This window comes from Diaphorobacter oryzae DSM 22780, from assembly GCF_059568935.1.
This window is the reverse complement of the sequence record NZ_JCANUL010000002.1, coordinates 590,209-613,738: the sequence shown is the minus strand read 5'-3', so window position 1 is coordinate 613,738 and position 23,530 is coordinate 590,209. Positions and strand designations below refer to the sequence as shown.

22 protein-coding genes and 1 pseudogene are annotated in these 23,530 nt (G+C 68.9%); 7 read left to right on the top strand and 16 right to left on the bottom strand.

The annotated features are described in order from the left end of the window. Nucleotides 1-138, top strand: a pseudogene (locus BP68_RS06040) (histone); the annotation flags it as partial. 157 nt (nucleotides 139-295) lie between these two features. On the opposite strand, the gene BP68_RS06035 reads toward BP68_RS06040, so the two are convergent. The 7 genes from BP68_RS06035 to BP68_RS06005 all read right to left on the bottom strand — a co-directional run bounded on the left by BP68_RS06035 (nucleotide 296) and on the right by BP68_RS06005 (nucleotide 7,002). Further along, nucleotides 296-1,195, bottom strand: a complete 900-nt coding sequence (locus BP68_RS06035) for a carbohydrate kinase family protein (RefSeq protein ID WP_496369713.1) — start codon at nucleotides 1,193-1,195, stop codon at nucleotides 296-298. Nucleotides 1,196-1,222: 27 nt separating this feature from the next. Beyond that, nucleotides 1,223-2,629, bottom strand: a complete 1,407-nt coding sequence (locus BP68_RS06030; protein WP_496369712.1) for a zinc-ribbon and DUF3426 domain-containing protein — start codon at nucleotides 2,627-2,629, stop codon at nucleotides 1,223-1,225. Nucleotides 2,630-2,681: 52 nt separating this feature from the next. After that, nucleotides 2,682-3,578, bottom strand: coding sequence for a 50S ribosomal protein L11 methyltransferase (prmA, locus tag BP68_RS06025; protein ID WP_496369711.1), 897 nt, complete (start codon nucleotides 3,576-3,578; stop codon nucleotides 2,682-2,684). A gap of 91 nt (nucleotides 3,579-3,669) precedes the next feature. Beyond that, entirely contained in the window at nucleotides 3,670-5,019 is a 1,350-nt protein-coding gene (accC, locus tag BP68_RS06020) for an acetyl-CoA carboxylase biotin carboxylase subunit (RefSeq protein ID WP_496369710.1), read from the bottom strand. A 216-nt stretch (nucleotides 5,020-5,235) separates the two neighbouring features. Beyond that, entirely contained in the window at nucleotides 5,236-5,697 is a 462-nt protein-coding gene (gene accB, locus BP68_RS06015; protein WP_496369709.1) for an acetyl-CoA carboxylase biotin carboxyl carrier protein, read from the bottom strand. A gap of 109 nt (nucleotides 5,698-5,806) precedes the next feature. Beyond that, on the bottom strand, nucleotides 5,807-6,394 hold the full coding sequence (locus BP68_RS06010) for a TlpA disulfide reductase family protein (RefSeq protein ID WP_496369708.1): 588 nt from the start codon (nucleotides 6,392-6,394) through the stop codon (nucleotides 5,807-5,809). Then, nucleotides 6,391-7,002, bottom strand: a complete 612-nt coding sequence (locus BP68_RS06005) for a hypothetical protein (RefSeq protein WP_496369707.1) — start codon at nucleotides 7,000-7,002, stop codon at nucleotides 6,391-6,393. The genes BP68_RS06010 and BP68_RS06005 overlap by 4 nt, the downstream gene beginning before the upstream one ends. Nucleotides 7,003-7,209: 207 nt before the next feature. Between BP68_RS06005 and mpl the strand changes: the two genes are divergently transcribed. Then, nucleotides 7,210-8,619 (top strand): UDP-N-acetylmuramate:L-alanyl-gamma-D-glutamyl-meso-diaminopimelate ligase, encoded by a 1,410-nt coding sequence (gene mpl / locus BP68_RS06000; protein ID WP_496369706.1) that lies wholly within the window; start codon nucleotides 7,210-7,212, stop codon nucleotides 8,617-8,619. Nucleotides 8,620-8,668: 49 nt separating this feature from the next. On the opposite strand, the gene BP68_RS05995 is transcribed toward mpl, so the two are convergent. The 5 genes from BP68_RS05995 to rodA form a co-directional block, all read right to left on the bottom strand. Further along, complete coding sequence (locus BP68_RS05995) at nucleotides 8,669-8,980, bottom strand: hypothetical protein (RefSeq protein ID WP_496369705.1); 312 nt, start codon at nucleotides 8,978-8,980, stop codon at nucleotides 8,669-8,671. A gap of 126 nt (nucleotides 8,981-9,106) precedes the next feature. Next, complete coding sequence (locus BP68_RS05990) at nucleotides 9,107-10,222, bottom strand: 3-deoxy-7-phosphoheptulonate synthase (RefSeq protein ID WP_496369704.1); 1,116 nt, start codon at nucleotides 10,220-10,222, stop codon at nucleotides 9,107-9,109. 240 nt (nucleotides 10,223-10,462) lie between these two features. Further along, a complete protein-coding gene (locus tag BP68_RS05985; protein ID WP_496369703.1) occupies nucleotides 10,463-11,035 on the bottom strand; it encodes a hypothetical protein in 573 nt (190 codons plus the stop codon). 88 nt (nucleotides 11,036-11,123) lie between these two features. After that, a complete protein-coding gene (gene tldD, locus BP68_RS05980; RefSeq protein ID WP_496369702.1) occupies nucleotides 11,124-12,584 on the bottom strand; it encodes a metalloprotease TldD in 1,461 nt (486 codons plus the stop codon). 49 nt (nucleotides 12,585-12,633) lie between these two features. Next, nucleotides 12,634-13,806, bottom strand: a complete 1,173-nt coding sequence (rodA, locus tag BP68_RS05975; protein ID WP_496369701.1) for a rod shape-determining protein RodA — start codon at nucleotides 13,804-13,806, stop codon at nucleotides 12,634-12,636. Nucleotides 13,807-13,843: 37 nt separating this feature from the next. On the opposite strand from rodA, the gene BP68_RS05970 reads away from it, so the two are divergent. Then, nucleotides 13,844-14,428, top strand: coding sequence for a YqiA/YcfP family alpha/beta fold hydrolase (locus tag BP68_RS05970; RefSeq protein ID WP_496369700.1), 585 nt, complete (start codon nucleotides 13,844-13,846; stop codon nucleotides 14,426-14,428). Nucleotides 14,429-14,437: 9 nt separating this feature from the next. On the opposite strand, the gene BP68_RS05965 is transcribed toward BP68_RS05970, so the two are convergent. From BP68_RS05965 to BP68_RS05950, 4 genes are all read right to left on the bottom strand, one after another. Then, nucleotides 14,438-16,006 carry a PglL family O-oligosaccharyltransferase gene (locus BP68_RS05965; RefSeq protein WP_496369699.1) on the bottom strand — a complete coding sequence of 523 codons (1,569 nt, stop codon included), beginning with the start codon at nucleotides 16,004-16,006 and terminating at the stop codon, nucleotides 14,438-14,440. 199 nt (nucleotides 16,007-16,205) lie between these two features. Further along, nucleotides 16,206-16,634, bottom strand: a complete 429-nt coding sequence (locus BP68_RS05960) for a c-type cytochrome (RefSeq protein ID WP_496369698.1) — start codon at nucleotides 16,632-16,634, stop codon at nucleotides 16,206-16,208. Next, a complete protein-coding gene (locus BP68_RS05955; RefSeq protein WP_496369697.1) occupies nucleotides 16,631-17,212 on the bottom strand; it encodes a ferritin-like domain-containing protein in 582 nt (193 codons plus the stop codon). Before BP68_RS05955 ends, BP68_RS05960 begins: the two co-directional genes overlap by 4 nt. Nucleotides 17,213-17,261: 49 nt before the next feature. Further along, nucleotides 17,262-17,996 carry an RNA polymerase sigma factor gene (locus tag BP68_RS05950; RefSeq protein WP_496369696.1) on the bottom strand — a complete coding sequence of 245 codons (735 nt, stop codon included), beginning with the start codon at nucleotides 17,994-17,996 and terminating at the stop codon, nucleotides 17,262-17,264. A gap of 120 nt (nucleotides 17,997-18,116) precedes the next feature. Between BP68_RS05950 and BP68_RS05945 the strand changes: the two genes are divergently transcribed. From BP68_RS05945 to mtgA, 4 genes are all read left to right on the top strand, one after another. Continuing rightward, a complete protein-coding gene (locus BP68_RS05945) occupies nucleotides 18,117-20,192 on the top strand; it encodes a ribonuclease catalytic domain-containing protein (protein WP_496369695.1) in 2,076 nt (691 codons plus the stop codon). After that, entirely contained in the window at nucleotides 20,189-21,049 is an 861-nt protein-coding gene (locus BP68_RS05940; protein WP_496369694.1) for an energy transducer TonB, read from the top strand. Before BP68_RS05945 ends, BP68_RS05940 begins: the two co-directional genes overlap by 4 nt. Before the next feature lie 179 nt (nucleotides 21,050-21,228). Beyond that, complete coding sequence (gene aroE / locus BP68_RS05935) at nucleotides 21,229-22,077, top strand: shikimate dehydrogenase (RefSeq protein WP_496369693.1); 849 nt, start codon at nucleotides 21,229-21,231, stop codon at nucleotides 22,075-22,077. A 173-nt stretch (nucleotides 22,078-22,250) separates the two neighbouring features. Continuing rightward, entirely contained in the window at nucleotides 22,251-22,985 is a 735-nt protein-coding gene (gene mtgA / locus BP68_RS05930) for a monofunctional biosynthetic peptidoglycan transglycosylase (protein ID WP_496369692.1), read from the top strand. Nucleotides 22,986-23,530 lie beyond the last annotated feature (545 nt).

Sequence of the window (23,530 nt, the reverse complement as noted above, 5' to 3'; positions counted from 1 at the left end):
GCACCCGCCAAGAAGGCTGTGCCGGCAAAGAAGGCCGCCGCACCCGCCAAGAAGGCCGCAGCGGCTCCTGCGCCTGCAGCACAGACCACACTGAACCCACAAGCCGCCTGGCCCTTCCCCACCGGGGGTAAGCCGTAAGGCCTCTGGGTGACTTTCCCCCAAACCCGGTTTCCAACCGGGTTTTTTTATGGTTCAACGCGTGGCAGTGCCGCCACGCCAAGCGCCTGCGGCAAGCGAGCGGGCCCGCCCCGCTTCTTGCAGTAAGGCGGCGGCACCTCCGCCCACAACGCGGCCCTTAAGCGGGGATGAAGTCCAGGGTGTAGTTCTGCGGGCCGCGCTGTGCGATCTTGAGCGCCCCCAGGCGATTGCCCAATTCCGCGCAGCGTACCAACGGCCAGCCACTCTCCAGGCCATACAGCAGTCCGCCGCGCCACGCATCACCACAACCTGTGGGGTCCGCCACCTGCGTCGGCTTCACAGGTGCCACCCGGGTCTGGGCACCTTGCTCCCAGATCTCGCACCCCTCGGCTCCCAGCGTCACGATCAGGCCCCGCACCCTGTGCGAAATATCTGCCAATGACCAGCCCGTTCGATCGCACAGCATCTTGCCTTCATAGTCATTGACCGCCACCCAGCTGGCCTGCTCAATGAAATGCCGCAACTCGTCGCCATTGAACATCGGCAACCCTTGCCCGGGGTCGAACACGAAAGGAATGCCCGCCTCGACGAACTGCTCGGCATGTTGCAGCATGGCATCGCGTCCATCGGGCGCAATGATGCCGACCCGCACGTCGCCAGCATCAGGCCCGATGCGGTTCTGGTGCGCCTGCATCATTGCGCCGGGATGGAAAGCCGTGATCTGGTTGTTGTCGCGATCGGTCATGATCATCGCCTGCGCGGTATAGGTATCGCGCACCTGAGCGACGAAGCGTGCGTCGATCCCCTGCTGCTCCAGCCTGGCCAGATATTCACCGCCGTCAGCGCCCAGCATGGCCATGGGCCTGGGGTCTCCACCCAGCAGCTTCAGGCTGTATGCGATATTGCCCGCGCAGCCCCCGAAATCCCTGCGCAACGTGGGCACGAGGAAGGACACGTTCAGGATGTGCAGCTGCTCAGGCAGTATCTGCTCGGCAAACCGCCCCTCGAACGTCATGATGGTGTCGAATGCCAGGGAACCGCAGATCAGCGCAGCCATAGATATTGAAAATTCAGAGTGAAGAAATCAGGGATAGAAGGCCAGCAACCGATAGCCGGCCACCTTGGATGCGCCATCGGTGACCTGCAGGGATACGGAGCCGCTCCACACAAGACCCGGCGCCAGCTCTGCGGGAGCGTCCAAGTCATCGCGCAACAGCACACGTCGCAGGATTGCCTGATCCTGTGCATCGGTCAGCGTCAGTTCCAGCGCCGGCATGGCGATCGTCAGCGTCGATGTGTTCTTGACGCTCATCTGCAACTGGTACGCCGAAGCATCATTGCGCACCTTGAGGAAGGATGAGCTGTCAATGACCACGGCGGCAATACGCCGCGGCGCCTGCAAGGTGCATTGCAACGGCTCGCACAGCCTTTCCAGCCATGCACGTACGGGCGGGTAGCGCGATGCGATAAGGTCCCGCTCCTGCACAGCCACCTGCAACCCCAGAGCGGACAGCAAAACCAGGCCCACCAGCACCAGCACTCCGCGCACCGCGGGCCTGCGCCAAAACGCACTGCGCCGTGCGGCCTTCACAAACCCTGGCTCAGCAGGCGATGCGGCCGAATCTGCCGCCGCGCCGTCGTCCACATGATCGTCGCCGGACGATGCTTTCTCGACGGACGCATGACCGGGCTGGTCGCGTTCCGCTGGCGAGGGCTGCGCCCTGTCCGTCAGCGCGTCAGGTGCATCCGATGGATCGACGGTGCGTTCCGCAGCCTGCGACTCCAGCCCATCGCTCGCCCCAGCCACCTCGAAGGAATCCGGCAAAGCAGCGGAAGCCCCCTCTGGCACACCAGTATCAGACGCCTGCGGCACCACGGCATCATGCAATGGCGCTGAGGGCAACTCATAACCCTCCACTCCATCCCCACGGGATGGAGCAGCGGGGGCAGGCTCCGCCAGCGCCCCACGCTCCACCGACAATGGCAACGGCGCCGCGTCCTCACACACACCGCCGCCAGAAGACACCCTGGATGCATCCCTAGATGCCTCCGTCGACTCCCCACCAGGCGCCTGCGCCACCAGAAAGGGGGGTACCGGGGGAATGGGCACGTCCCACTCGGGGGCGGATGGCATTGCCGCCGCAGCGTCGGTCTTCTGTTCCGGCTGCGGCGCCGGCGAAGCAGGCTCCTGCGCCGCCTCTATCGGCCCAGGCACTACCGCGGGGCCAGCAGCCGTCTGAGCGGGACGACGGGTACTGCCCCATACATGCACTGTTTCGGGCGTTCTGACCACGGGCACGGGAGGTGCACGCAGATCATCCAGTGGCATTTCCGGCAACAGATGGGCCGGCTCCTCCACCTGCAGGTGCTCCGACGCATCGAACACCTCCTTGCACTGCCCACACCGGACCCAGCCATCCGAAATCCGCAACTGATCCGCCACCACCTTGAAGGTGGTCGCGCAGAAGGGGCAGCGAGTGATCTGGCTCATGGGCTGTGGATTGTAGGTGCCCGCCCATGGCCTCAGGAGGGTGCCGCTGCGCTCAGCGGCGCGCGGTCATCAGGATCCAACCATCCTCGCTGTCGGCCACCTGCAAGTGCAGCCACGGGGCGTAAGCCTCCTGGAGTTCTTGCGCCTGCCGCTCCAGAATGCCCGCCAACACGAGATGCCCGCCCTCCGCCACATGGGCGCACAACAGGGGGGCCAGCACTTTCAGCGGCGTGGCCAGAATATTGGCCAGCACGGTTTGATAAACGCCCCGAGCCTGCTCTGGCAGACCGGCATTCAACGCCACGCCATTGGCCTGCGCGTTCTGGCGCGTGGCCTCCACGGCAGCGGGGTCGATGTCCACCGCATCAATGTCCACGGCACCGAACTTCGCGGCACCTATGGCCAGGATGCCCGAGCCGCAACCATAGTCGAGCACCCGTCCCAGCGCCTGGGCGCCGCCCTCGTCCCCATGGCGTGCAATCCAGCGCAGGCACATGCGCGTGGTGGGATGCGTCCCGGTGCCGAAGGCCAACCCCGGGTCCAGGCGGATGCTGCGCCGCGCCGCCTGCGGCAAATCGTGCCAGGTCGGCACGATCCAGAAATCGGGCGTGATATCCACCGGCTCAAACTGCGACTGGGTCAGGCGGACCCAGTCCTGTTCCTGCACGGCAACCACACCCAGCACGCTGCAGCCCTCGAAGAAATCCTGCACCTGCAGCAACTGCACGGCCTCTTCGGCGGTCTGCTGCGTTGGGAACAACGCGGTGACGCGGCTGCGCTGCCAGCCTCCGCGCGGCGCGGGCATGCCGGGCTCACCAAACAAGGCCTGTTCGGCGTCGGTCTGGGCGTCGGCATCCTCGACGGACACGCTCAGCGCCTCCAGCGCGTCGAACGCATCGCTCAGGGTCTCCACCCGGTCTTCGGGGCATAGCAGGCTCAGCTCAAACATGGGGCACACCTTCTCGTCATGCAATCAATGAAAAATGCTGGCATCCGTCCCCAGATGCCAGCATCCCGGTGTCTTGCGACACGGTGTCCGATCAGCGCTTGCGCTGCGACAGCCACTCTTCGAGGTAATGGATGTTGGTGCCGCCGGCGACGAACTTGGCATCCACCATCAGCTCGCGGTGCAGCGCCACATTGGTGTTGATGCCCTCAATCACCGTCTCGGACAGCGCGGTGCGCATGCGCGCCAGCGCCTGTTCGCGCGTGTCGCCATGCACGATGATCTTGCCGATCATGGAGTCATAGTTCGGCGGCACATAGTAGTTCGAGTAGGCATGCGAGTCGACGCGCACGCCCGGGCCGCCCGGTGCATGCCACATCGTGATGCGCCCCGGCGAGGGAATGAACTTGTAGGGATCTTCGGCGTTCACGCGGCATTCGATGGCATGGCCGTGAATCTCGATCTGGCGCTGGGTGAAGGGCAGCTTCTCGCCGGCCGCCACCATGATCTGCGTGCGGACGATATCCACGCCCGTGATCCACTCGGTCACCGGGTGCTCCACCTGCACGCGGGTGTTCATCTCGATGAAGTAGAACTCGCCGTTCTCGTACAGGAACTCGAAGGTGCCCGCACCGCGGTAGCCGATCTTCTTGCAGGCGGCCACGCAGCGCTCGCCGATCTTCTCGATGAGCTTGCGCGGAATGCCCGGTGCCGGAGCCTCCTCGATCACCTTCTGGTGGCGCCGCTGCATGGAGCAGTCGCGCTCCCCCAGATACACGGCATTGCGGTACTTGTCCGCCAGCACCTGGATCTCGATGTGGCGCGGGTTCTGCAGGAACTTCTCCATGTACACGGCCGGATTGCCAAAGGCAGCCTGCGCCTCGGCCTTGGTCATCTGCACCGCGTTCACGAGCGCCGCCTCGGTGTGCACCACGCGCATGCCGCGTCCGCCACCACCGCCCGCCGCCTTGATGATCACCGGATAGCCGATGCTCTTGGCAATGCGGCGGATCTGCACCGGATCATCCGGCAGTTCGCCATCGGAGCCCGGCACGCAGGGCACGCCCGCGCGGATCATGGCCTGCTTGGCCGACACCTTGTCGCCCATCATGCGGATGTTCTCCGGCGTGGGGCCGATGAACTGGAAGCCGCTCTTCTCCACGCGCTCGGCGAAGTCGGCGTTCTCCGACAGGAAGCCGTAGCCCGGGTGGATGGCCTCGGCATCCGTCACCTCGGCCGCCGAGATGATGGCGGGCATGTTGAGGTAGGACAGCGGCGATGGCGCCGGCCCGATGCAGACGGCTTCCTCGGCCAGCTTGACGTACTTGGCGTCGCGGTCGGCCTCGGAGTAGACCATCACGGCCTTCACGCCCAGCTCATGGCAGGCGCGCTGGATGCGCAGGGCGATTTCGCCGCGATTGGCGACCAGAATCTTTTTAAACATGATTTGCCTCGCGGCCCATCGCCTGCACGCTGACGCGTGCGCGGGCAATTTGCTTTGCCGTGCCTGCGACGCGAGCGCCGCGATTGGCAACAGGAATTTTCTTAAACATAGGCTGACTCACGGCTCATGGCCGCATGCAGACAGGGCCCCACGCCGGGACCACGGGGCGCCATGCAGGCGCTCGGGACGGCGAGGACTAGAACACTCACGCGCGGCTTACTCGATCACAAACAGCGGCTGGCCATACTCGACGGCCTGCCCGTTTTCGCCCAGGATGCGGGTAACCGTGCCGGATTTGTCGGCCTCGATCTCGTTGAGAATCTTCATGGCCTCGATGATGCAGATCGTGTCGCCTTCCTTGACCTGGCTGCCCAGTTCAACGAACGGCTTGGCGCCAGGGCTGGAGGCGCGGTAGAACGTGCCCACCATGGGCGACTTGACCGTATGCCCGGCAGGCGCTGCGGCAACCGGTGCCGGCAGTTCGGCCACGGGCGCTGCAGGAGCCGCCACAGGCGCAGCGGCCATGGGCGCCTGCATGGGCGCAGCGACGAACTGCTGCACGACAGCCCCGCCACTCTTGACGATGCGCACCTTGCCCTCGGCTTCGGTGATCTCGAGTTCAGAAACATTCGACTCGGAGACCAGATCGATGAGGGTCTTGAGTTTTCGCAAATCCATGGGAGCTCCAACGGCTAAAAACGGAATGGGGAGCGAATTTACTCTAATTTCGGCCTATTTCACCGAAACCACCCCAATTGCCACCATCTCCATTGAGGAAACGCAGTACTCACAACGTTTTGGACCAGCCCTGCAGATCCTGCGCCGTCAGCTGTCCCATTTTACGCTTCAAAATGTTCCCATCTGCACCGAAAAGCACGGTAAACGGCAACCCTCCCCTTTCGTTGCCCAGCCCCCGCGCGAGTTCGGTGCCGGACAGTCCGCCCAGCGCAACCGGAAAATCCAGTGGCATGCGCTGCAGAAACTTGCGCACATTGGACGGCTGATCGATGGCCAGCCCCAGCACTTGCCAGCCTTTGGCCCGGTTGTCGCCATAGAAGCCGTTGAGCAGGGGTAGCTCCTCCACGCAAGGCGGGCACCAGGTGGCCCAGAAGTTCAGCAGCAGCGGGTGGCCGCGAAATGCCGCCATGCGCACGGGCTCGCCCGCCGGGCCCTCCAGGCTCGCGTCCCACAGGGCCTGGGACGCGCCCTCCTGCACGGCGCGGGGCTGCATGCGCCAGGCGGCCACGCCCGCGCCGCCCAGCGCGGCCAGAGCGCCCACGCCCAGCGTGATCCAGCGGCGGCGCGATGACCCTGACGCCACCGGTTCGGCAGGCCGGCCCGCTGGGGAAGATGTGGTCGAAGGCGATGGTTTCATGGAGATGGCGGTGAAGAAGGGGTTTCCTGCAGCAGCCGGCGCACGGCCTCGGCGTCGCCCCGCGGCACGCGGCCGCGCGAGTCCGGGCGCAACGCGCCCCGCAGGTCGTCCAGGTCATAGATGAGCAGGTGGATGCCGATTTCCTCGCCCAGTGCGGGCGAGTGGCTGCTCAGGCTCAGCACCTCGACCAGTTCGCCGCGAAACCCCGTCACGGAGCGCGGCTCGTAATTCACATGGTGGTCAATGAGGGCGATCTCGGCGGATTTGGGGTCATCGCAGAACAACGACAGATAAATATCGGACAGGCGCGTGGCCGTGCCGTGCCAGACGGCACCGCCCAGATAGGGGCGGAACGCCTGCATGCGCAGCATCCACACCAGCGCCAGCTCGCGCAGCGCGCGCAGCTCCTGGGGCTGGGTGTCGGCGCAGAACAGACCGATGTATTCGCGCACCGCGTCCTCAAGGAGGTCGTTGTCGGGCAGCGGCGTGCGCGTGGGCAGGCCCATTTCCTTGATGGCGCGGCGCTTGGCCGGCCCCCATTCCAGCCCCTCCTCGACAATCAGTCGGGCGGCGGTGTTGGCGATTTCGGTGACGAGGGCGTTTTCCATGGCAGCGGCGATCCCGGACACAGACCAGCATTGTGGCGCCATCCGCGCGGGAAGCCCCGGCCACGGCGCCCGCGGCGCAGGGGCATTGCCCGCCCGCACCCGCAAGCACTTCGTTTTTGATAGCTGTTTGCGCTTATCTGATAAGCGTCAGAGGCCATTTTGGCTTGAACACCGGAAACGGCGCCCAGATTCATAGAATCAAGGCCCATGCATATTCACATCCTGGGCATTTGCGGCACCTTCATGGGCGGCCTGGCCGCCCTGGCCCGCGAGGCCGGCCACCGCGTCACCGGCTGCGACGCCGGCGTCTACCCCCCCATGAGCGACCAGCTGCGCGCACTGGGCATCGATCTCATCGAAGGCTACGGCGCCGACCAGCTCGCGCTCCAGCCAGACATGTTCGTGGTCGGCAACGTGGTGAGCCGCGCACGCCTGGCCGACGGCACGCCGAAGTTTCCGCTGATGGAGGCCATCCTCGACGCGGGCGCCCCCTACACCAGCGGCCCGCAGTGGCTGGCCGAGCATGTGCTGCAGGGCCGCCATGTGCTGGCCGTGGCCGGCACGCACGGCAAGACCACCACCACCTCCATGCTGGCCTGGATCTTGGAATGCGCGGACCTGGCGCCGGGCTTTCTGGTCGGTGGCGTGCCGCTGAACTTCGGCGTGTCCGCCCGCCTGGGCGCCGCGGAGCGGCCGGCCGCTGGCCCGGGGCCGCTGGGCACGGCGCCGCTCTTCGTGATCGAGGCCGACGAGTACGACACGGCGTTCTTCGACAAGCGCAGCAAGTTCGTGCACTACCGCCCGCGCACCGCCGTGCTGAACAACCTGGAGTTCGACCACGCCGACATCTTCGACGACCTGGCGGCCATCGAGCGCCAGTTCCACCACCTGGTGCGCACCGTGCCGCCCTCGGGCCGCGTGGTGGTCAACGGGCTGGAGGAAAGCCTGGCGCGCGTGCTGCACGCCGGCTGCTGGAGCGGTGTGGCCAGCTTTGGCGCCACGGTGAGCGACTTCACCGCGCGCGGCGAGCCGCACGACTTCGAGGTGCTGCAGCAGGGCCGCGCCGTGGCCCGCGTGCAATGGTCCCTGACGGGCACGCACAACCAGCTCAACGCGCTGGCCGCCATCGCCGCCGCCGAGCATGTGGGCGTGGCGCCGGCGCAGGCGGCCGAGGCGCTGGCACGCTTCGAGAACGTCAGGCGCCGCATGGAGCTGCGCGGCACGGTACGGGGCATCACCGTCTACGACGACTTCGCCCACCACCCCACGGCGCTGCGCACCACGCTGGACGGCCTGCGCCGGCGGGTGGGCGACCAGGCACGCATCCTGGCCGCCTTCGAGCCGCGCAGCAACACCATGAAGCTGGGCACCATGAAGTCGCAACTGCCCTGGGCCCTGGAGGCGGCCGACCTGGCCTTTTGCCACACGGCGGGGCTGGACTGGGACGCCGCCGAGGCGCTGGCCCCCATGGGGGAATGCGCCCGCACGGCGGCCGATATCCCCACGCTCGTGGCACAGATCGCGGCGGCGGCGCGGCCGGGCGATCACATCGTCTGCATGAGCAATGGCAGCTTTGGCGGCATCCACGCCCAGCTGCTCGCAGCGCTATCCAAATGATAGCTATCAGCGCTTGATGGACAAGCGCTGATAGCCGTTTTCACTCAAATCAGAAGCTGACGGCCATCGCCGGCACGTCCACGCGCACCACGGGCTGCGACAGCGCGGCCACGGCGGCGCGCGCAAACTGGGCCGACCAGACCGGATCGGCCAGCAGCCTCTCGCCCGCGGCACGGGCCACGGTCAGCACCTTGTCGGCCAGCAGCACCTTGCCGCTGGCGCGCAGGGGCTCGCACTCCAGGCGCACGAACTCGTCATCCAGCCAGCGGCGGGCCTCCTCGTGCGTGAGGGGCTGCGCGCCCTGCAGGTCCAGACGGAATTCCTGTTCGGGTGTCAGGGTGACCAAAACTTCGCTGTGCATGTTGCTGTCTCGCCTTCGATGGAATGTGATTCTTGAATGGAACGACGGGCGCGGCCCAGAAAGTGCCGCGCCCGCCATGAGCTTACACCGACCCCGCGGCGCCGGGCCGCAGCGGCCGAGCCCGCATCAGCGCGCGCGGCGCGCCTGCACGGCAGCGGCCAGGTCGGCCAGGCAGGCCGTGGAATCGTCCCAGCCCAGGCAGGCGTCGGTGATGCTCTTGCCGTACTCCAGCGCGGCCGGGTCGTCCTTGCCCGGCGTGAACTTCTGCGCGCCGGCGTGCAGGTGGCTTTCGATCATGACCCCGAAGATGCTGCGCGAGCCGCCCGCGATCTGCGCGGCGATGTCCTGCGTCACATCGCGCTGGCGCTCGTGCTGCTTGCTGCTGTTGGCATGGCTGCAGTCCACCATGAGCGAGCCCGGCAAGCCGGCGGACACCAGGTCCTTGCAGGCCGCCGCGACGCTGGCGGCGTCGTAGTTGGGCGCCTTGCCGCCGCGCAGGATCACGTGGCAGTCCTGGTTGCCCGCCGTGTGCACGATGGCCACCTGGCCGTTCTTGTGCACCGACAGGAAGTGGTGGCCGCGGCCGGCGGACTGGATCGCGTCGGTGGCGATGCGGATGTTGCCGTCCGTGCCGTTCTTGAAGCCGATGGGCGCCGAGATGCCCGAGGCCAGCTCGCGGTGCACCTGGCTCTCGGTGGTGCGCGCGCCGATGGCGCCCCAGCTGATCAGGTCGCCGATGTACTGCGGCGAGATCACGTCCAGGAACTCGCTGGCCGCCGGAACGCCCACGCGGTTGATGTCGATGAGCAGCTGGCGCGCGATGCGCAGGCCCTCGTCAATGCGGTAGCTGCCGTCCAGGTAGGGGTCGTTGATCAGGCCCTTCCAGCCCACGGTGGTGCGGGGCTTCTCGAAGTACACGCGCATCACCACTTCCAGCTGATCCTTGTACTGCTCGCGCACGGCCTTGAGCTTGCGTGCGTAGTCCAGCGCGGCCACCGGGTCGTGGATGGAGCAGGGGCCGATGATGACCAGCAGCCGGTCGTCCTCGCCCGACATGATGCGCTGGATGCTGCGGCGCGTGCCGGAGATCAGCGACTCGACCTCGGACCCCCGGATGGGGAAGAAGCGAATCAGATGTTCAGGAGGGGGAAGCACGGTGATGTCCTTGATGCGTTGGTCGTCGGTCTGGCTGGTTTTCTCGACGTTGGGATACCAGGCATCGCTGGAGACGGTGGCGGTCATGTGGGCGTCCTCTCGGGTGTGGGTGTGAAGGTCAAAAGGAAAGGCGGACAACAAAAAACCGCCGGGCTTTTCAGCTTCGGCGGTTCTTAAGAGAAGGGGGCTCAGTCAGGGTGCGCGCATACCTCTCATCCGCCGGGGACAGAGAACCAAAAGTAAAAGTAAAACGCGCTGCGAACTGGCATACGGTTCAATGTAGCACGTATTGCCGCACCGCAACATCCGCAATGTGTTGCCATATCGCTACAAATGTTGGCTTCCTGACCGACCCGGCAGCCAGCCGCGCAGGCGCGCCAGCAGCGACGGGCGGCGCGGCGCGGGGCGCCCGGGAGGCTGCGAAGGAAGCGGCTGGCGGCCCGGCTCGGCGTCGCCCTGCTCGTACATGTCGAGCAGCAGCAGGGCCTCGCCCAGGGTGCGCCAGGCCAGCAGCTCGAACGCACCGAAGCACTCGGCCTCGGCGGCGCTGCGGCGGTGCAGCGCGTCGCGCCAGCGGTCGATGGCGTCGCGCAGCTCGCGCAGGGCGCGCTGGTACGCACCGAATTCGTAGAGCGCATGCCAGGCCGATCCCATGCCCGTCAGCTGCAACTGGTGCTCGCGCGCGCACTGCGCGAGCGCCTCGGCACTGCGCTGCACCGCTTCGGGCTCCAGGTGCCCGCGGCGCGTGCGCGTGGCCGCCTCTATGTGCTGCGACAGTGCGCCCAGGCTGTCGCGCAGCTGGCGCGTGCCATCGTCCGCCGCGTCCTCACGCAGGAAGCGGCTCAGGTCGGCAAACGACTGGACCGTGTGCGGGATCTGGCTGGAGGACGGCGCGGGCATGCTGCGCATTGTGTGCGGCCGGGGCCGCCGCGCAATCCGTGCTGCCGCGGATGTGGCGCCGCCGCCGCGCGCGGCGGCCGGGCCATGATCAGGCGGTGCCGCCCACCGTCAGGCCGTCGATGCGCATGGTGGGCTGGCCCACGCCCACGGGCACGCTCTGGCCTTCCTTGCCGCAGGTGCCCACGCCGCTGTCCAGGCGCATGTCGTTACCGATCATGCTCACCTTCTTCAGCGACTCGGGGCCGCTGCCGACGATGGTTGCGCCCTTGACGGGGTACTGGACCTTGCCGTTCTCCACCCAGTACGCCTCGCTGGCCGAGAACACGAACTTGCCGCTGGTGATGTCCACCTGGCCGCCGCCGAAATTGGTGGCGTACAGGCCCTTCTTGATCGAGGCAATGATCTCCTGCGGCTCCTTGTCGCCGCCAAGCATGTAGGTGTTGGTCATGCGCGGCATGGGGATGTGCGCATAGCTCTCGCGCCGGCCGTTGCCCGTGGGCTTGACGCCCATGAGGCGCGCGTTCATCGCATCCTGGATGTAGCCCTTGAGGATGCCGTCCTCGATCAGCACGTTGCGCTGCGTGGGGTGGCCCTCGTCGTCCACGTTGAGCGAGCCGCGGCGGTCGGCCAGCGTGCCGTCGTCCAGCACCGTGACGCCCTTGGCCGCCACACGCTGGCCGATGCGGCCGCTGAACGCGCTGGAGCCCTTGCGGTTGAAGTCGCCCTCCAGCCCGTGGCCCACGGCCTCGTGCAGCAGCACGCCGGGCCAGCCCGGGCCCAGCACCACGGTCATCTCGCCGGCGGGCGCGGGGCGGGACTCCAGGTTGACCAGGGCCGCGTTCACGGCCTCGTCCACGTACTGCGCGATCTGCTCATCGCTGAAATAGGCCAGGCCGAAGCGCCCGCCGCCGCCGGCCGAGCCCACCTCGCGGCGGCCGTTCTGCTCGGCGATCACGGTGATCGACAGGCGCACCAGCGGGCGCACGTCGGCCGCCAGGGTGCCGTCGGCGCGCGCCACCAGCACCACGTCGTATTCGCTGGCCAGGCCCGCCATGACCTGCGCCACGCGCGGGTCCTTGGCGCGGGCACGCTGCTCGGCACGCTCCAGCAGCTGCACCTTGGCCGTGCTGTCCATGGACGCGATGGGGTCGATATGCGGATACAGCAAGCGGCTTTTTGCTATCTTTTGCGAAGCTGCTCGCGCTTTACCAGCCTTGCCTGCAGCCGAAATTGACCGCACTGTGCGGGCCGCATCCAGCAGCGAGGCCTCGGAGATGTCGTCGGAATAGGCGAAGGCGGTCTTCTCGCCGCTCACCGCGCGCACGCCCACGCCCTGGTCGATGCTGAACGAACCCGTCTTGACGATGCCCTCCTCCAGGCTCCAGCCCTCGTTGCGCGTGTACTGGAAGTACAGGTCGGCGTCATCGACGCGGTGCGCGCGGATCTCCGCCAGGGCACGGGAGAGATGGGACTCGTCGAGGCCGAAGGGCGTGAGCAGCAGCTCGCGTGCAATGGCCAGGCGTTCGATGGTGGGTTCGCGGGAGATCATCCGGGGATTGTAGGCAGCCGCCCATGCCCCCGCCGCGCACACGGACGCGCTACAGCGGCTGCGGCGCGGACTCGGCCGGCTGCTGCTGCGCCCGGGCCACGGACATCAGCACCCCCAGCGCCAGCCCCAGCGTGACCATGGCCGTGCCGCCATAGCTCACGAACGGCAGCGGCACGCCCACCACCGGCAGGATGCCGCTGACCATGCCCATGTTCACGAAGGCGTAGGTGAAGAAGATCATGGCCACGGCCCCCGCCATGAGGCGGCCGAACAGCGTGGGCGCATTGGCGGCAATCGCCAGCCCCCGCCACACCAGCAGGACGAAGCAGACGATGAGCGTGAGGTTGCCCACCAGACCGAACTCCTCGGAGAAGGCGGCGAAGATGAAGTCGGTGGTGCGCTCGGGAATGAACTCCAGGTGAGTCTGCGTGCCTGCCATGAAGCCCTTGCCCCACAGCCCGCCCGAGCCGATGGCGATCATGCCCTGGATGATGTGAAAGCCCTTGCCCAGCGGGTCGCGCGTGGGGTCCAGCAGCGTGCAGATGCGCTGCTGCTGGTAGTCGTGCAGCACGGGCCAGCGCACGCCGTCGGCGCACAGCTGTGGCTCGAACCAGACGATGAGCGCAATGCCGATGCCTGCGACCAGCACCGGCGGCGCCACCAGCTTCCAGGGCAGCCCGGCGAAGAAGATCACCGACAGCCCGGCCGCCATCACCAGCAGCGAGGTGCCCAGGTCGGGCTGCTTCATGATCAGCCCCACGGGCAGCATCAGCAGCGCCCCCGCCACGACGAAGTCCAGCGCGCGCAGCTGGCCCTCGCGCTTTTGGAACCACCAGGCCAGCATCAGCGGGGTGGCGATCTTCAGCAGCTCGCTGGGCTGGATGACCACGCCCACGTTGATCCAGCGCTGCGCCCCCTTCTTGGTGATGCCAAACAGCGCCACGGCCACCAGCAGCACCACGCCCAGCGTATACAGCGGCACGGCCAGCATCATCAGGCGCTGCGGCGGAATCTGCGCCACCACGAACAGGATGCCGGCGGCCAGCAGCATGTTGCGCCCATGGTCGTAAAAGCGCGTGCCGTGGTCGAAACCCGCGGAATACATGGCCATCAGACCGATGGACGCTAGCACCAGCAGCAGCGCGATCAGCGGCCAGTCGAAGCCGCGGAACAGGGGCAGGATGCGCTGCGGCAGGGAGGGTGTGTCGAAAACGGCGGCCATGGCGCGCAATTATCGGGGCGCCGGATAATCGCCCGCCATGCGCACCACCCATCTGCTGTACCTGCACGGCTTTCGCTCCTCGCCCCAGTCCACCAAGGCGCGCCTGGTGGCAGAGCATGTGGCCCGCCACCACCCGGCGGTGCAGTTCTGGTGCCCGCAGTTGCCGCCCTCGCCGCGCGAGGCCATGGCGCTGGTGGCCGAGGGCATTGCCGCCTGGCCACAGGAGCGCATGGCGGTGATCGGCTCCTCGCTCGGCGGTTTCTACGCCAGCTGGGTGGCCCACCGGGCGCGCTGCCCCAGCGTGCTACTGAACCCCGCCGTGCACCCGGCGCGCGACCTCGCGCGCTACATCGGCGAGCAGACCGCCTGGCACGACCCCGAGGTGCGCTTTTTCTTCCGCCCCGAATTCATCGACGAACTGCAGGCGCTCGACGTGAGCGGCCACGCGCCGGCCGCGCCCGAACTGCTCATCGCCGCCCGGGGCGACGAGCTGCTGGACTGGCGCGAGATGGTCGCCCGATACCCCCATGCGCAGCAGTGCGTGCTGGAGGGCGGCGACCATGCGCTGAGCGACTTTCCCCGGCACCTGGCCGAGGTGCTGCGCTTTTGCGCGCTGGCCTGAACGGCCGCCTCACTCCCGCCGCGGCGGATCGCCGCCGGCCCCCGCCCCACGCTGCCAGCGCGCGAAGTCCCGGGGATAGGCGCTGCGGTAGCGCTCGGTGTGCAGGGCCGCCTCCTGCGCCAGGCCCAGCAGGCGGGCGCTGGCGATCAGGGGCTCGATCACGCGCGGCTCGGGCGAATAGTGCAGCAGGCCCAGGGCCAGGGCATGCAGCTGCGCCGCATTGGCCGGCGTGACGGGCGTGGTGGTGAGCTGGGCGAACTGCGCGGGCGCCCGGAAGAAGCGCAGTTGCTGCGCCGCCTCGGCCGCCGTCAGCGCGCGCAGGGCCGCCGGGCGCTCGGCCACGGGACGGTACAGGGCGCTGACGCGCGCGTAGTCGTGCACCAGCACCAGTCCCAGCACCACGGCCGACAGCAACCCCGCACCCGCCCAGACCCTCCCTTGCAGCCGTCCCCGGCCTCCCCCGCCCCGCCACCGCGCGCCCAGCGGCGCCAGCAACACCAGCACGGCCAGCGCCGTCGCCAGCTGGAACGGCCCGTACCACAGCGGAAACTCCAGCAGGCTGTGCACCCCCACGATGGCCAGCACGCCCCAGGCCAGCTGGCGCGGCGGATCGGTCTCGCGCCACGGGCGCGCCCGCAGCACGGCCCACAGCGCCGCGCCGCACAGCAGCAGCGCCGCCGGCAGGCCCAGCTCCACCGCCAGCTGCAGCGGCAGGTTGTGGGCGTTGTCCAGCAGCACGCAAAAGCGTTCGCCCGCAAACGGCGTGATGTAGTGCGCATAGTCCAGCTCGCCCCAGCCCCAGCCGGCCCAGGGCCGTTCGGCGATCAGCTGCAGCACGTTGGCCCACAGCACGCGGCGGCCGGTGCAGGGCTGCGTTGCGTCGCTCAGGCGGCTGAACAGGCCGTCCATGTGCACGCCCGTCCACTGCAGCAGCAGCGCGGGCAGCCCCCAGGACGCCAGCAGATAGACCGCCAAGCCCACGCCGCCCATGGCCAGCGCCATCCCGCCGCCGCTGCGCCGCCAGCACAGCAGCAGCGCCAGCACCACCAGCCACTCCAGCGCCCCCGTGCGCGAGGCCGTCGCCGCCCCCGACACGGCCAGCAGCACCAGGGCCCAGGGCACCAGCACCGCCAGCAGCGGCGGCCACCACCGGCCACCGGCACCCGGCGCGGACGGCCGGCCCACCAGCGCCTGCAGGCGCGCCACCCACCACAGCAGCGCCCAGACGCCCAGGGCCAGCAGCGTGGCCTGCTGGTTGCGCTGGCGCAGGTTGCCGATGGCCTGCCCCTGCGCGGACGCATGCACCCAGGGCGCCCAGCCGGCGTCGCCCACGAAGAACTGCACCAGGCCGATGGCCGCCGCCGCCAGCGCCGCCAGCAGCAGGCCCGCCGCCAGGCAGGCGCCCAGGCTGCGGGCGCTGGGCCGCCAGGCGCCGCTCCAGGCCAGGGCCGCGATTAGCCAGGCGCAGCCGCCGCTGGCCATCAGCGGCCAGAAGTTGGAATGCGGCGGCTCGGTGACGCCGAAGACGAAGGGCAGCGCCACCGCCAGCGCCACCAGCGGCGTGAAATCAAGGCGCATGGGGAGGCGGCGACGGATGGGAAGGCGGGTGGATGGGCAGGACTGCCATGGTGGCGGCCATCATAGTGGCACCGGCCCTGGCAGCCACCGAAAATTCAAGCCAAAAATGGCTGCAGCGCTTGTCAATCAAGCGCTGCAAGCTATCAAAAACAGAGTGCGCAGCGCAATGCATGCGCCCCTGCCACGGGGCCTGTTCGCCCTATCGCAGCGTGCAGCCCGCGCCGGGCCGCGTGGCCTGGCGCAGCCAGGCGATGAGGGCCGCGCGCTCGGCGTCGTCCTTGACGCCCGCATAACCCATGGCCGTGCCGGGCACGGTGGCCGGCGGGTCTTTCAGGAAACGGTCCAGCGTGCGCTCGTCCCAGACGATGGCGCTGGCCTTCAGGGCCTTGGAGTAGCCCTCGAACCCCTTCGCCGCGCCCGCGCGGCGGCCGAACAGGCCGCAATGCTGCGGGCCCGTGCGGTTCCCCTCGATGGCGTGGCAGGCCGCGCAGCGCGCATACACCTGCTGGCCGCGCGCCAGCTGCGCCGCATCCGGCCCCGGGCCCGGCCCGGTCTGCGCCAGTGCCGCGGCGGCGGCCAGCGGCAGGCCGCAGGCCAGCGCCCGGCAGCGCATGCCCGGCCCGGTCATGACATGAACGCCGAGGGCACCGGCGCCTCGCCCAGCGCCTGGCGCAGCACGGCCCAGTGCATGGCCTCGTCGCCGAGGATGCTGGCGGCCACCTGCGCCAGGGCGCGGTCGGCAAACAGCGGCACGGCGCCCAGGTAGGCCGACACGGCGCCGCGCTCCAGGCCCGCGGCAAAGCGCAGCACGTCGGCCTCGGCCTTGAGGGTGTCGGTCGGGAAGCTGTACCGGGCCTTGGCCTCCACGGGCTTGCCGCCCATCTTGCGCACGGCGCCGGCGATGGCCTGCGCGTGCTCCTTGTGGTGGCCCTGGAACTGCTGGGCCAGCGGCAGCACGCCGTTCGTCAGCAGCCCGCTTTCGGCGCCCACCTGGTAGGCGGCGATGGCCTCGTACTCGGCGCCGAGCGCGGTGTTGAGGATGCGCACGTCGGCCTCGTGCTGCTGGGCCGTGGTCTTGGCGCCCGCGGCCAGCGCGTCGCGCCCGCCCAGCAGGGCCACGGCCGAGGCCGAGAGCAGGGCCGCGCCGAAGCCGCGGCGGCGCGCCAGCAGGGACTGCGGGGGCAGGATAAGGAATGAGCGGTTCATGGTGTGCTCCTGTGGGGTGGACGAAAAGGGAACGGCGCCGGCGGCGCCCTCAGGCCAGGCGCCCGCGCCGCCGCAGCTCGGCCAGCACCTGGTGCACGACCTGGTCGCAGCGCGTGCCGGCAAACGGAAAGGCGCTGTCGGCGCAGGCCTCGACGCGCGCGCCCAGCGTGTCGCGCAGCAGGGCCCGGGCGCGCAGGTAGCGGGTACGCACCAGCGCCTCGCTGATGTCCAGGCAGTACGCGGTCTCCTGCACGCTCATCTCCTGCACGGCGCGCAGGATGAAGACGCTGCGGTACGGCGGCGGCAGGCCGTGCACGGCCGACTCCAGCAGCGCGCGCAGCTGGCCGCGCGCCAACGCCAGGTCGGGCGCGGCATCGGGGGGTGCGAAGAAGGACATGGCATGCTCCCGCTGCGGCTCCTCATCGGGCGCCTGCGTGGCGTCGATGGCCACGCTGCGTGCGCGCCGGCGCAGCATGTCCAGCGCGGTACGGGTGCAGATGCGCGCCAGCCAGGTGCCCAACGCCGCGTCGCCGCGAAAGTCCTGCAGCCGCGTGAAGGCGCGCAGGTAGGCCTCCTGCACCACGTCCTGCGCCTCGGCGTCGTCGCGCACCACGCCGCGCGCGGCCCGGAACAGCAGCCGGTTGTGGCGGCGCATGATGGCCTCGAAGGCCGCCGCGTCGCCGGCCAGGGCGCGCGCCACCAGGGCGGCATCCTGCGCGCGGTCGGCCCCGGGCACGGCCTGCGGCCGCGCCGCCGCATCCTGCAGATCCTCGGGTGTGTACATGGTCCGCCTCGCTTTCGTGGTGCATCCCTTTGCCCATTGGACGCACGCCGGCGCCCCGGCGTGACAAGCACCTACAGCGCGCAGGGATGCTCGGGCGCCGCCATGGGAAAATCGCGCCCTATGCATGCACTGTTCGACGACGCCGGCAAATTTCTGGCCGGCCGCATCCTCTCCGAAGCCGAAAGCTCCGCGCAAATCGAGCTCGACTCGGGCAAACGCGTCAAGGTCAAGGCCGCCAACATCCTGCTGAAGTTCGACAAGCCCGCCCCGGCCGAGCTGCTGGCCCAGGCGCGCGCGATCGCCGCCACCGTGGAGCTGCCCCTGGCCTGGGAGTTCGCGCCCGAGGACGAGTTCGGCTTCGCCGACCTGGCGCGCGACTACTTCTCCGACACCGCCCCCGTGACCGAGCAGGCCGGCATGCTGGTGGCGCTGTACGAGGCGCCGCACTACTTCCGCCGCGCGGGCAAGGGCCGCTTCAAGAAGGCCTCCGCCGAGATCCTGCAGCAGGCGCTGGCCGCCATCGAGAAGAAAAAGCAGATCCTGGCCCAGATCGAGGCCTGGGCCGGCGAGCTGGCCGCGGGCAGCTGCCCGCAGCCGATCCGCGAGCAGCTCTACAAGATCCTGTTCCGGCCCGACAAGAACGCGCCCGAATACAAGGCCGTGGTCGAGGCCAGCCGCGCCGCGCAGAAGGCCCCGCTGGACCTGCTGCAGGCCGCCGGCGCCATCGACTCCAGCTACCAGTTCCACTGGAAGCGCTTCCTGTTCGACAACTTCCCCAAGGGCACGGGCTTTCCGCAACTGGCCGCGCCGCAGCCGCCCGAAGACCTGCCGCTGGCCAACGTGCAGGCCTATTCCATCGACGATTCGGCCACCACCGAGATCGACGACGCCCTGTCGCTGCAGGGCCTGGGCACGGGCACGGTGACGCTGGGCATCCACATCGCCGCGCCGGGCCTGGCCATCCAGCCCGGCAGCGACCTGGACAAGCTGGGCCGCACGCGCCTGTCCACCGTCTACATGCCCGGCTACAAGATCACCATGCTGCCCGACGAGGTGGTGCAGATCTACACGCTGGACGAGGGCCGGGCCAACCCGGCCGTGTCGCTGTACGCCACCATCGACGAGGCCACGCTGGCCATCACCGCCACCGAGACGCGCCTGGAGCGCGTGCCCGTCACGGTGAACCTGCGCCACGACCAGCTGGACCACATCGTCACCGAGGCCTGGCTGGCCGACCCCTCCATTCAGGTCGAAAACACGCCACAAGCCTTGCTGGAACTGCGCGAACAGCTATCATTTTTGCACCGCCTGGCCAAGCAGCTCAAGGCCGGGCGCGAGGTGGTGCGCGGCAAGCCCGAGACCTTCAACCGCCCCGACTACACCTTCCGCCTGCAGGGCAACGACGGCGCCGAGCCCGACGGCAGCGAGACGGTGAGCATCGGCACGCGCAAGCGCGGCGCGCCGCTGGACCTGATCGTGGCCGAGGCCGCCATCGTCGCCAACAGCACCTGGGGCCAGATGCTGGCCGAGCACGGCGTGCCCGGCATCTACCGCAGCCAGGCCAGCCTGGCGCCCGGCATGAAGGTGCGCATGGGCACCAAGGCCCTGCCGCACGCCGGCATCGGCGTGAAGAGCTACGCCTGGGCCACCTCGCCGCTGCGCCGCTACGTGGACCTGGTGAACCAGTGGCAGGTGATTGCCTGCGCGCGCCACGGCAAGACGGCCGCGCTGGCCGCGCCGTTCAAGCCCAAGGACGCGGACCTGTTCTCCATCATCAGCAGCTTCGACGCGGCCTACGGCGCCTACAACGGCTACCAGGCCGGCATGGAGCGCTTCTGGACGCTCAAATACCTGGAGCAGAACCAGATCACCGAGCTGGAGGCCACCGTCATCAAGGAAGGCGTGGGCGGCGGCTGCCTGGTGCGCGCCGACACCCTGCCGCTGGTGCTACCCGTGCTGGGCGCCCAGCAGCTGCCACGCGGCGCGCGCGTGCGGGTGGCGCTGGGCGAGATCGACGAGATCACGCTGGACGTGAACGGCACCCTGCTGGCACGCCTGGATGACCCGCAGGACACCAGCGACGATGGCCCGGTCGAAGAGGACGAGGGCGACGAGGACGCCGTGGCCGGCCCGATCGCCATCGCCGTGGACGTGAACGAGGCGGACGGCGGCAGCGCCGATAATCAGGCGCCGTGAAACTCCCCGCCTTCCTCCAAAGCCTGAGCACACTGCAGATCGCACTCGGCGTGTCCATCGCCGTGCATGCGGTGCTGCTCACGGTGCGCTTCGTCGATCCCGAACGCTTCAACCGCGTGTTCGAGGACACGCCGCTGGAGGTGATCCTGGTCAACGCCCGGTCGAACGAGCGCCCCGACAAGGCCCAGGCCATCGCCCAGGCCTCGCTGGCCGGCGGGGGCGACGCCGCCCAGGGCCGCGCCACCAGCCCCCTGCCCTATTCGGCCCTCACCGCCATCGGCGACGACCTGGAGGATGCACAGCGCAAGATGGACCAGATGCTGGAGCAGCAGACACAGCTGCTGGCCCAGGTGCACCAGCAGCTGGCCGTGCTACCCAAGCCCGACCCGCGCAGGCCCAGCCAGAGCGCCGACGACCAGCAGCAGGAAGAAAAGCGCCGCCAGCTGATGAAGCTGCTGGCCGAGATCGACAAGCGCATCAACGAGGAAAACGCCCGCCCGCGCAAGCGCTACATCAGCCCCGCCACGCGCGAGGAGGTGTACGCCGTGTACTACGACGGCCTGCGCCGCAAGGTGGAGGACAAGGGCACGCAGAACTTCCCCGAGCAGGGCGGCAAGAAGCTCTACGGCGAACTCATCATGATCGTCACCGTGAACCATGACGGGCGCGTGCTCGAGACCGAGGTCGCGCAGGGCTCGGGCAACCGCGTGCTGGACCGCCGCGCCGAGGCCATCGCCCGCGCGGCCGGGCCCTTCGGCCACTTCGGCCCGGCCATGCGCGCCAAGGCCGACCAGATCGCCGTGGTCTCGCGTTTTCGCTTCACGCGCGACCAGACCCTGGAAACCGACGTGCGCTGAAGTGAAACAACACCCCCCTGTGCGGCTACGCCGTTTCCCCCGCTCTCGCATTGCTGCGCAATGCGGGCAGGGCGACGCCGCCTGCGCTGCGGGGCGGCCCTTGCGCGGTGGCCCTGGTTGGGGTGGCGCCAGTTGCATGCGTCGCGGGTCGCACAACGCACGGTGAGAGACCCATACCGATGAGTACCACACCCGACCTCTACTGCGTGATGGGCAACCCCATCGCCCACAGCCGCTCGCCCTGGATCCACGCGCGCTTTGCCGCGCTCACGGGCGAGGCGCTGCGCTATGACCGCCGCCTGGTGCCCATTGACGGCTTTGCCCAGGCCCTGCGCGACTTCGCAGCGCAGGGCGGACGCGGCTGCAACGTCACCGTGCCGTTCAAGCTGGAGGCCGCCCGCCTGGCCACCGCCTGCAGCGAGCGCGTGCGGCTGGCGGGCGCGGCCAACACGCTGGTCTTTGAGCACGGCGCCATCCGCGCCGACAACACCGACGGCCTGGGCCTGGTGGCCGACATCACCCGGGGCGCCGGCGTGCCGCTGGCCGGGCGCGACGTGCTGCTGGTGGGCGCGGGCGGCGCGGCCGCCGGCGTGCTGGGCCCGCTGCTGCAGCAAAGGCCGCGGCGCATCGCCGTCACCAACCGCACGCCGGAACGCGCCCAGGCGCTGGTGGCCAGCCACACGGCGCTGGCATCGCTACAAAAAACAGAGCTGCTGGCGCTTGATATGAAAGCGCTGGAGGCCGATTTCGATGTCATCATCAACGCCACGGCCAGCAGCCTGGCCGGCGCCGCAGCGCCCGTGCCCGCCCGCGTGCTGCGCCCCGGCAGCCTGGCCTACGACATGATGTACGGCCCCGCCGCCCAGGGCTTTCTGGACTGGGCCGCGGCGCATGGCGCCCAGCCGCGCGACGGCCTGGGGATGCTGGTGGAGCAGGCGGCCGAGGCCTTCCTGCTCTGGCGCGGCGTGCGCCCGCCCGCGGCGCAGGTGCTGCACGAACTGCGCGCGGCCATTGCCGCAGGCGCCTGAAATGCAACAACCCCCTGTGGCGCTGCGCGCCTTCCCCCTTCTCTCGCAACGCTGCGCGTGGCGGGAAGGGGGACGCAGCCCTCGCGGCGGGGCGGCCCTTGCTCGGCTGCCCTGGCTGGGGTGGTACCCGTTTCATGGTGCACGGGGCACGCAACACGCGGTGAAGAGCTGAGATGCGGGGCGTGCTGCGCTGGGTCGCGCTGGTGCTGCTGGCGCTGCTGGCACTGCAGCTGTTCTTTGTCGCGCGCATCGCGGCCATGGCGGTGCTGGCCCCCGAGTCCACCACCTTCCAGCGCTCCGAGGCCTGGGCGCAGATCGCTGGCGGCGACGGCCTGCGCTGGCGCCAGCAATGGGTGCCCTACGCGCAGATCTCCGACCACCTGAAACGCGCCGTGGTCGCCTCGGAAGACGACAACTTCGTCAACCACGACGGCGTGGACTGGGACGCGATCGAAAAGGCCTGGGAGCGCAACGCCAAGGCTGAAGCCCTGGCCACCCGGCTGCAAAGCCGCGCCCCCGACCGCCCGCAGCGCGCGCCCAAGATCCGCGGCGGCTCCACCATCACCCAGCAGCTGGCCAAGAACCTGCTGCTGTCGGGCGAGCGCAACTACGTGCGCAAGGGGCAGGAATTCGTGCTCACGCTGGCGCTGGAACAGCTGCTGAGCAAGCGGCGCATCCTGGAGATCTACCTCAACAACGTGGAATGGGGCGCGGGCGTGTTCGGCGCCGAGGCCGCCGCCCAGCACTACTTTCGCAAGAGCGCACGCCAGCTCACCGCCCCCGAGGCCGCCCGCCTGGCCGTGATGCTGCCCGCGCCCAAGCGCTTTGAACGCATGGCGAACTCCGCGTACCTGGCGGGGCGCACGCGCACCATCATGGCCCGGATGGGCAGCGCCGAACTGCCCTGACGCGCGCCGCGAAGGAGTGGGCCCGCAGCCAGCCCCAGGCTGCTGCGGCCCGTTCAACGGTGACATGCCGATGGCTGCCGTGGGATGGGAATGTTACGATCGCCCCGGATTCGACGGTGTGTTTGAACAACCAAATGAAGCCGCTGCAGCAGCGTTGCGAGGCAGTGTTCATCACGATAGACAGCCTCAAGCAGCAGCCTGGAAATAAAGATGGATTGGGTCCCTGTAGTCTTCATCACGTTCAAGGTCCTCGTGTTCGGCACGTGCATGTTCTTCGCCATCAAGTGGCATTACGACCAAGGGAAGAAGAAGAAAGACGAAGCCGGCGGACAGTAAGCGCCCGCCGAACCCGTCCTTGACGCCTCCAGGCGGCCAAGACCAAGGGCCGCCATCCACCCGTCGCCCGGCCACCGCCCCGTATCATCCCCGCCATGGCGGCCTGGCCGATGCATCTCCTTCCGCTGAAACGGCTGCATTCCTTGGCGCAGGCGCCCGGGTCCTGGTGGTGCCGAAACCCTTCCAGCGCGTACGCCGGCACCCGGATT

Bases quoted from the DNA above. Each gene is read 5' to 3' on its own strand.
- BP68_RS05955 (WP_496369697.1), bottom strand. From the start codon at position 17,212: ATGAACCGCTCATTCCTTATCCTGCCCCCGCAGTCCCTGCTGGCGCGC.
- BP68_RS05945 (WP_496369695.1), top strand. From the start codon at position 18,117: ATGCATGCACTGTTCGACGACGCCGGCAAATTTCTGGCCGGCCGCATC.
- accC (WP_496369710.1), bottom strand. From the start codon at position 5,019: ATGTTTAAAAAGATTCTGGTCGCCAATCGCGGCGAAATCGCCCTGCGC.
- BP68_RS05950 (WP_496369696.1), bottom strand. From the start codon at position 17,996: ATGTACACACCCGAGGATCTGCAGGATGCGGCGGCGCGGCCGCAGGCC.
- BP68_RS06005 (WP_496369707.1), bottom strand. From the start codon at position 7,002: ATGGAAAACGCCCTCGTCACCGAAATCGCCAACACCGCCGCCCGACTG.
- aroE (WP_496369693.1), top strand. From the start codon at position 21,229: ATGAGTACCACACCCGACCTCTACTGCGTGATGGGCAACCCCATCGCC.
- BP68_RS05990 (WP_496369704.1), bottom strand. From the start codon at position 10,222: ATGACCGCCACCGTCTCCAGCGATGCCTGGTATCCCAACGTCGAGAAA.
- BP68_RS05965 (WP_496369699.1), bottom strand. From the start codon at position 16,006: ATGCGCCTTGATTTCACGCCGCTGGTGGCGCTGGCGGTGGCGCTGCCC.
- BP68_RS05985 (WP_496369703.1), bottom strand. From the start codon at position 11,035: ATGCCCGCGCCGTCCTCCAGCCAGATCCCGCACACGGTCCAGTCGTTT.
- prmA (WP_496369711.1), bottom strand. From the start codon at position 3,578: ATGTTTGAGCTGAGCCTGCTATGCCCCGAAGACCGGGTGGAGACCCTG.
- accB (WP_496369709.1), bottom strand. From the start codon at position 5,697: ATGGATTTGCGAAAACTCAAGACCCTCATCGATCTGGTCTCCGAGTCG.
- BP68_RS06010 (WP_496369708.1), bottom strand. From the start codon at position 6,394: ATGAAACCATCGCCTTCGACCACATCTTCCCCAGCGGGCCGGCCTGCC.
- BP68_RS06030 (WP_496369712.1), bottom strand. From the start codon at position 2,629: ATGAGCCAGATCACTCGCTGCCCCTTCTGCGCGACCACCTTCAAGGTG.
- tldD (WP_496369702.1), bottom strand. From the start codon at position 12,584: ATGATCTCCCGCGAACCCACCATCGAACGCCTGGCCATTGCACGCGAG.
- BP68_RS05970 (WP_496369700.1), top strand. From the start codon at position 13,844: ATGCGCACCACCCATCTGCTGTACCTGCACGGCTTTCGCTCCTCGCCC.
- mtgA (WP_496369692.1), top strand. From the start codon at position 22,251: ATGCGGGGCGTGCTGCGCTGGGTCGCGCTGGTGCTGCTGGCGCTGCTG.
- BP68_RS06035 (WP_496369713.1), bottom strand. From the start codon at position 1,195: ATGGCTGCGCTGATCTGCGGTTCCCTGGCATTCGACACCATCATGACG.
- rodA (WP_496369701.1), bottom strand. From the start codon at position 13,806: ATGGCCGCCGTTTTCGACACACCCTCCCTGCCGCAGCGCATCCTGCCC.
- BP68_RS05960 (WP_496369698.1), bottom strand. From the start codon at position 16,634: ATGACCGGGCCGGGCATGCGCTGCCGGGCGCTGGCCTGCGGCCTGCCG.
- mpl (WP_496369706.1), top strand. From the start codon at position 7,210: ATGCATATTCACATCCTGGGCATTTGCGGCACCTTCATGGGCGGCCTG.
- BP68_RS05995 (WP_496369705.1), bottom strand. From the start codon at position 8,980: ATGCACAGCGAAGTTTTGGTCACCCTGACACCCGAACAGGAATTCCGT.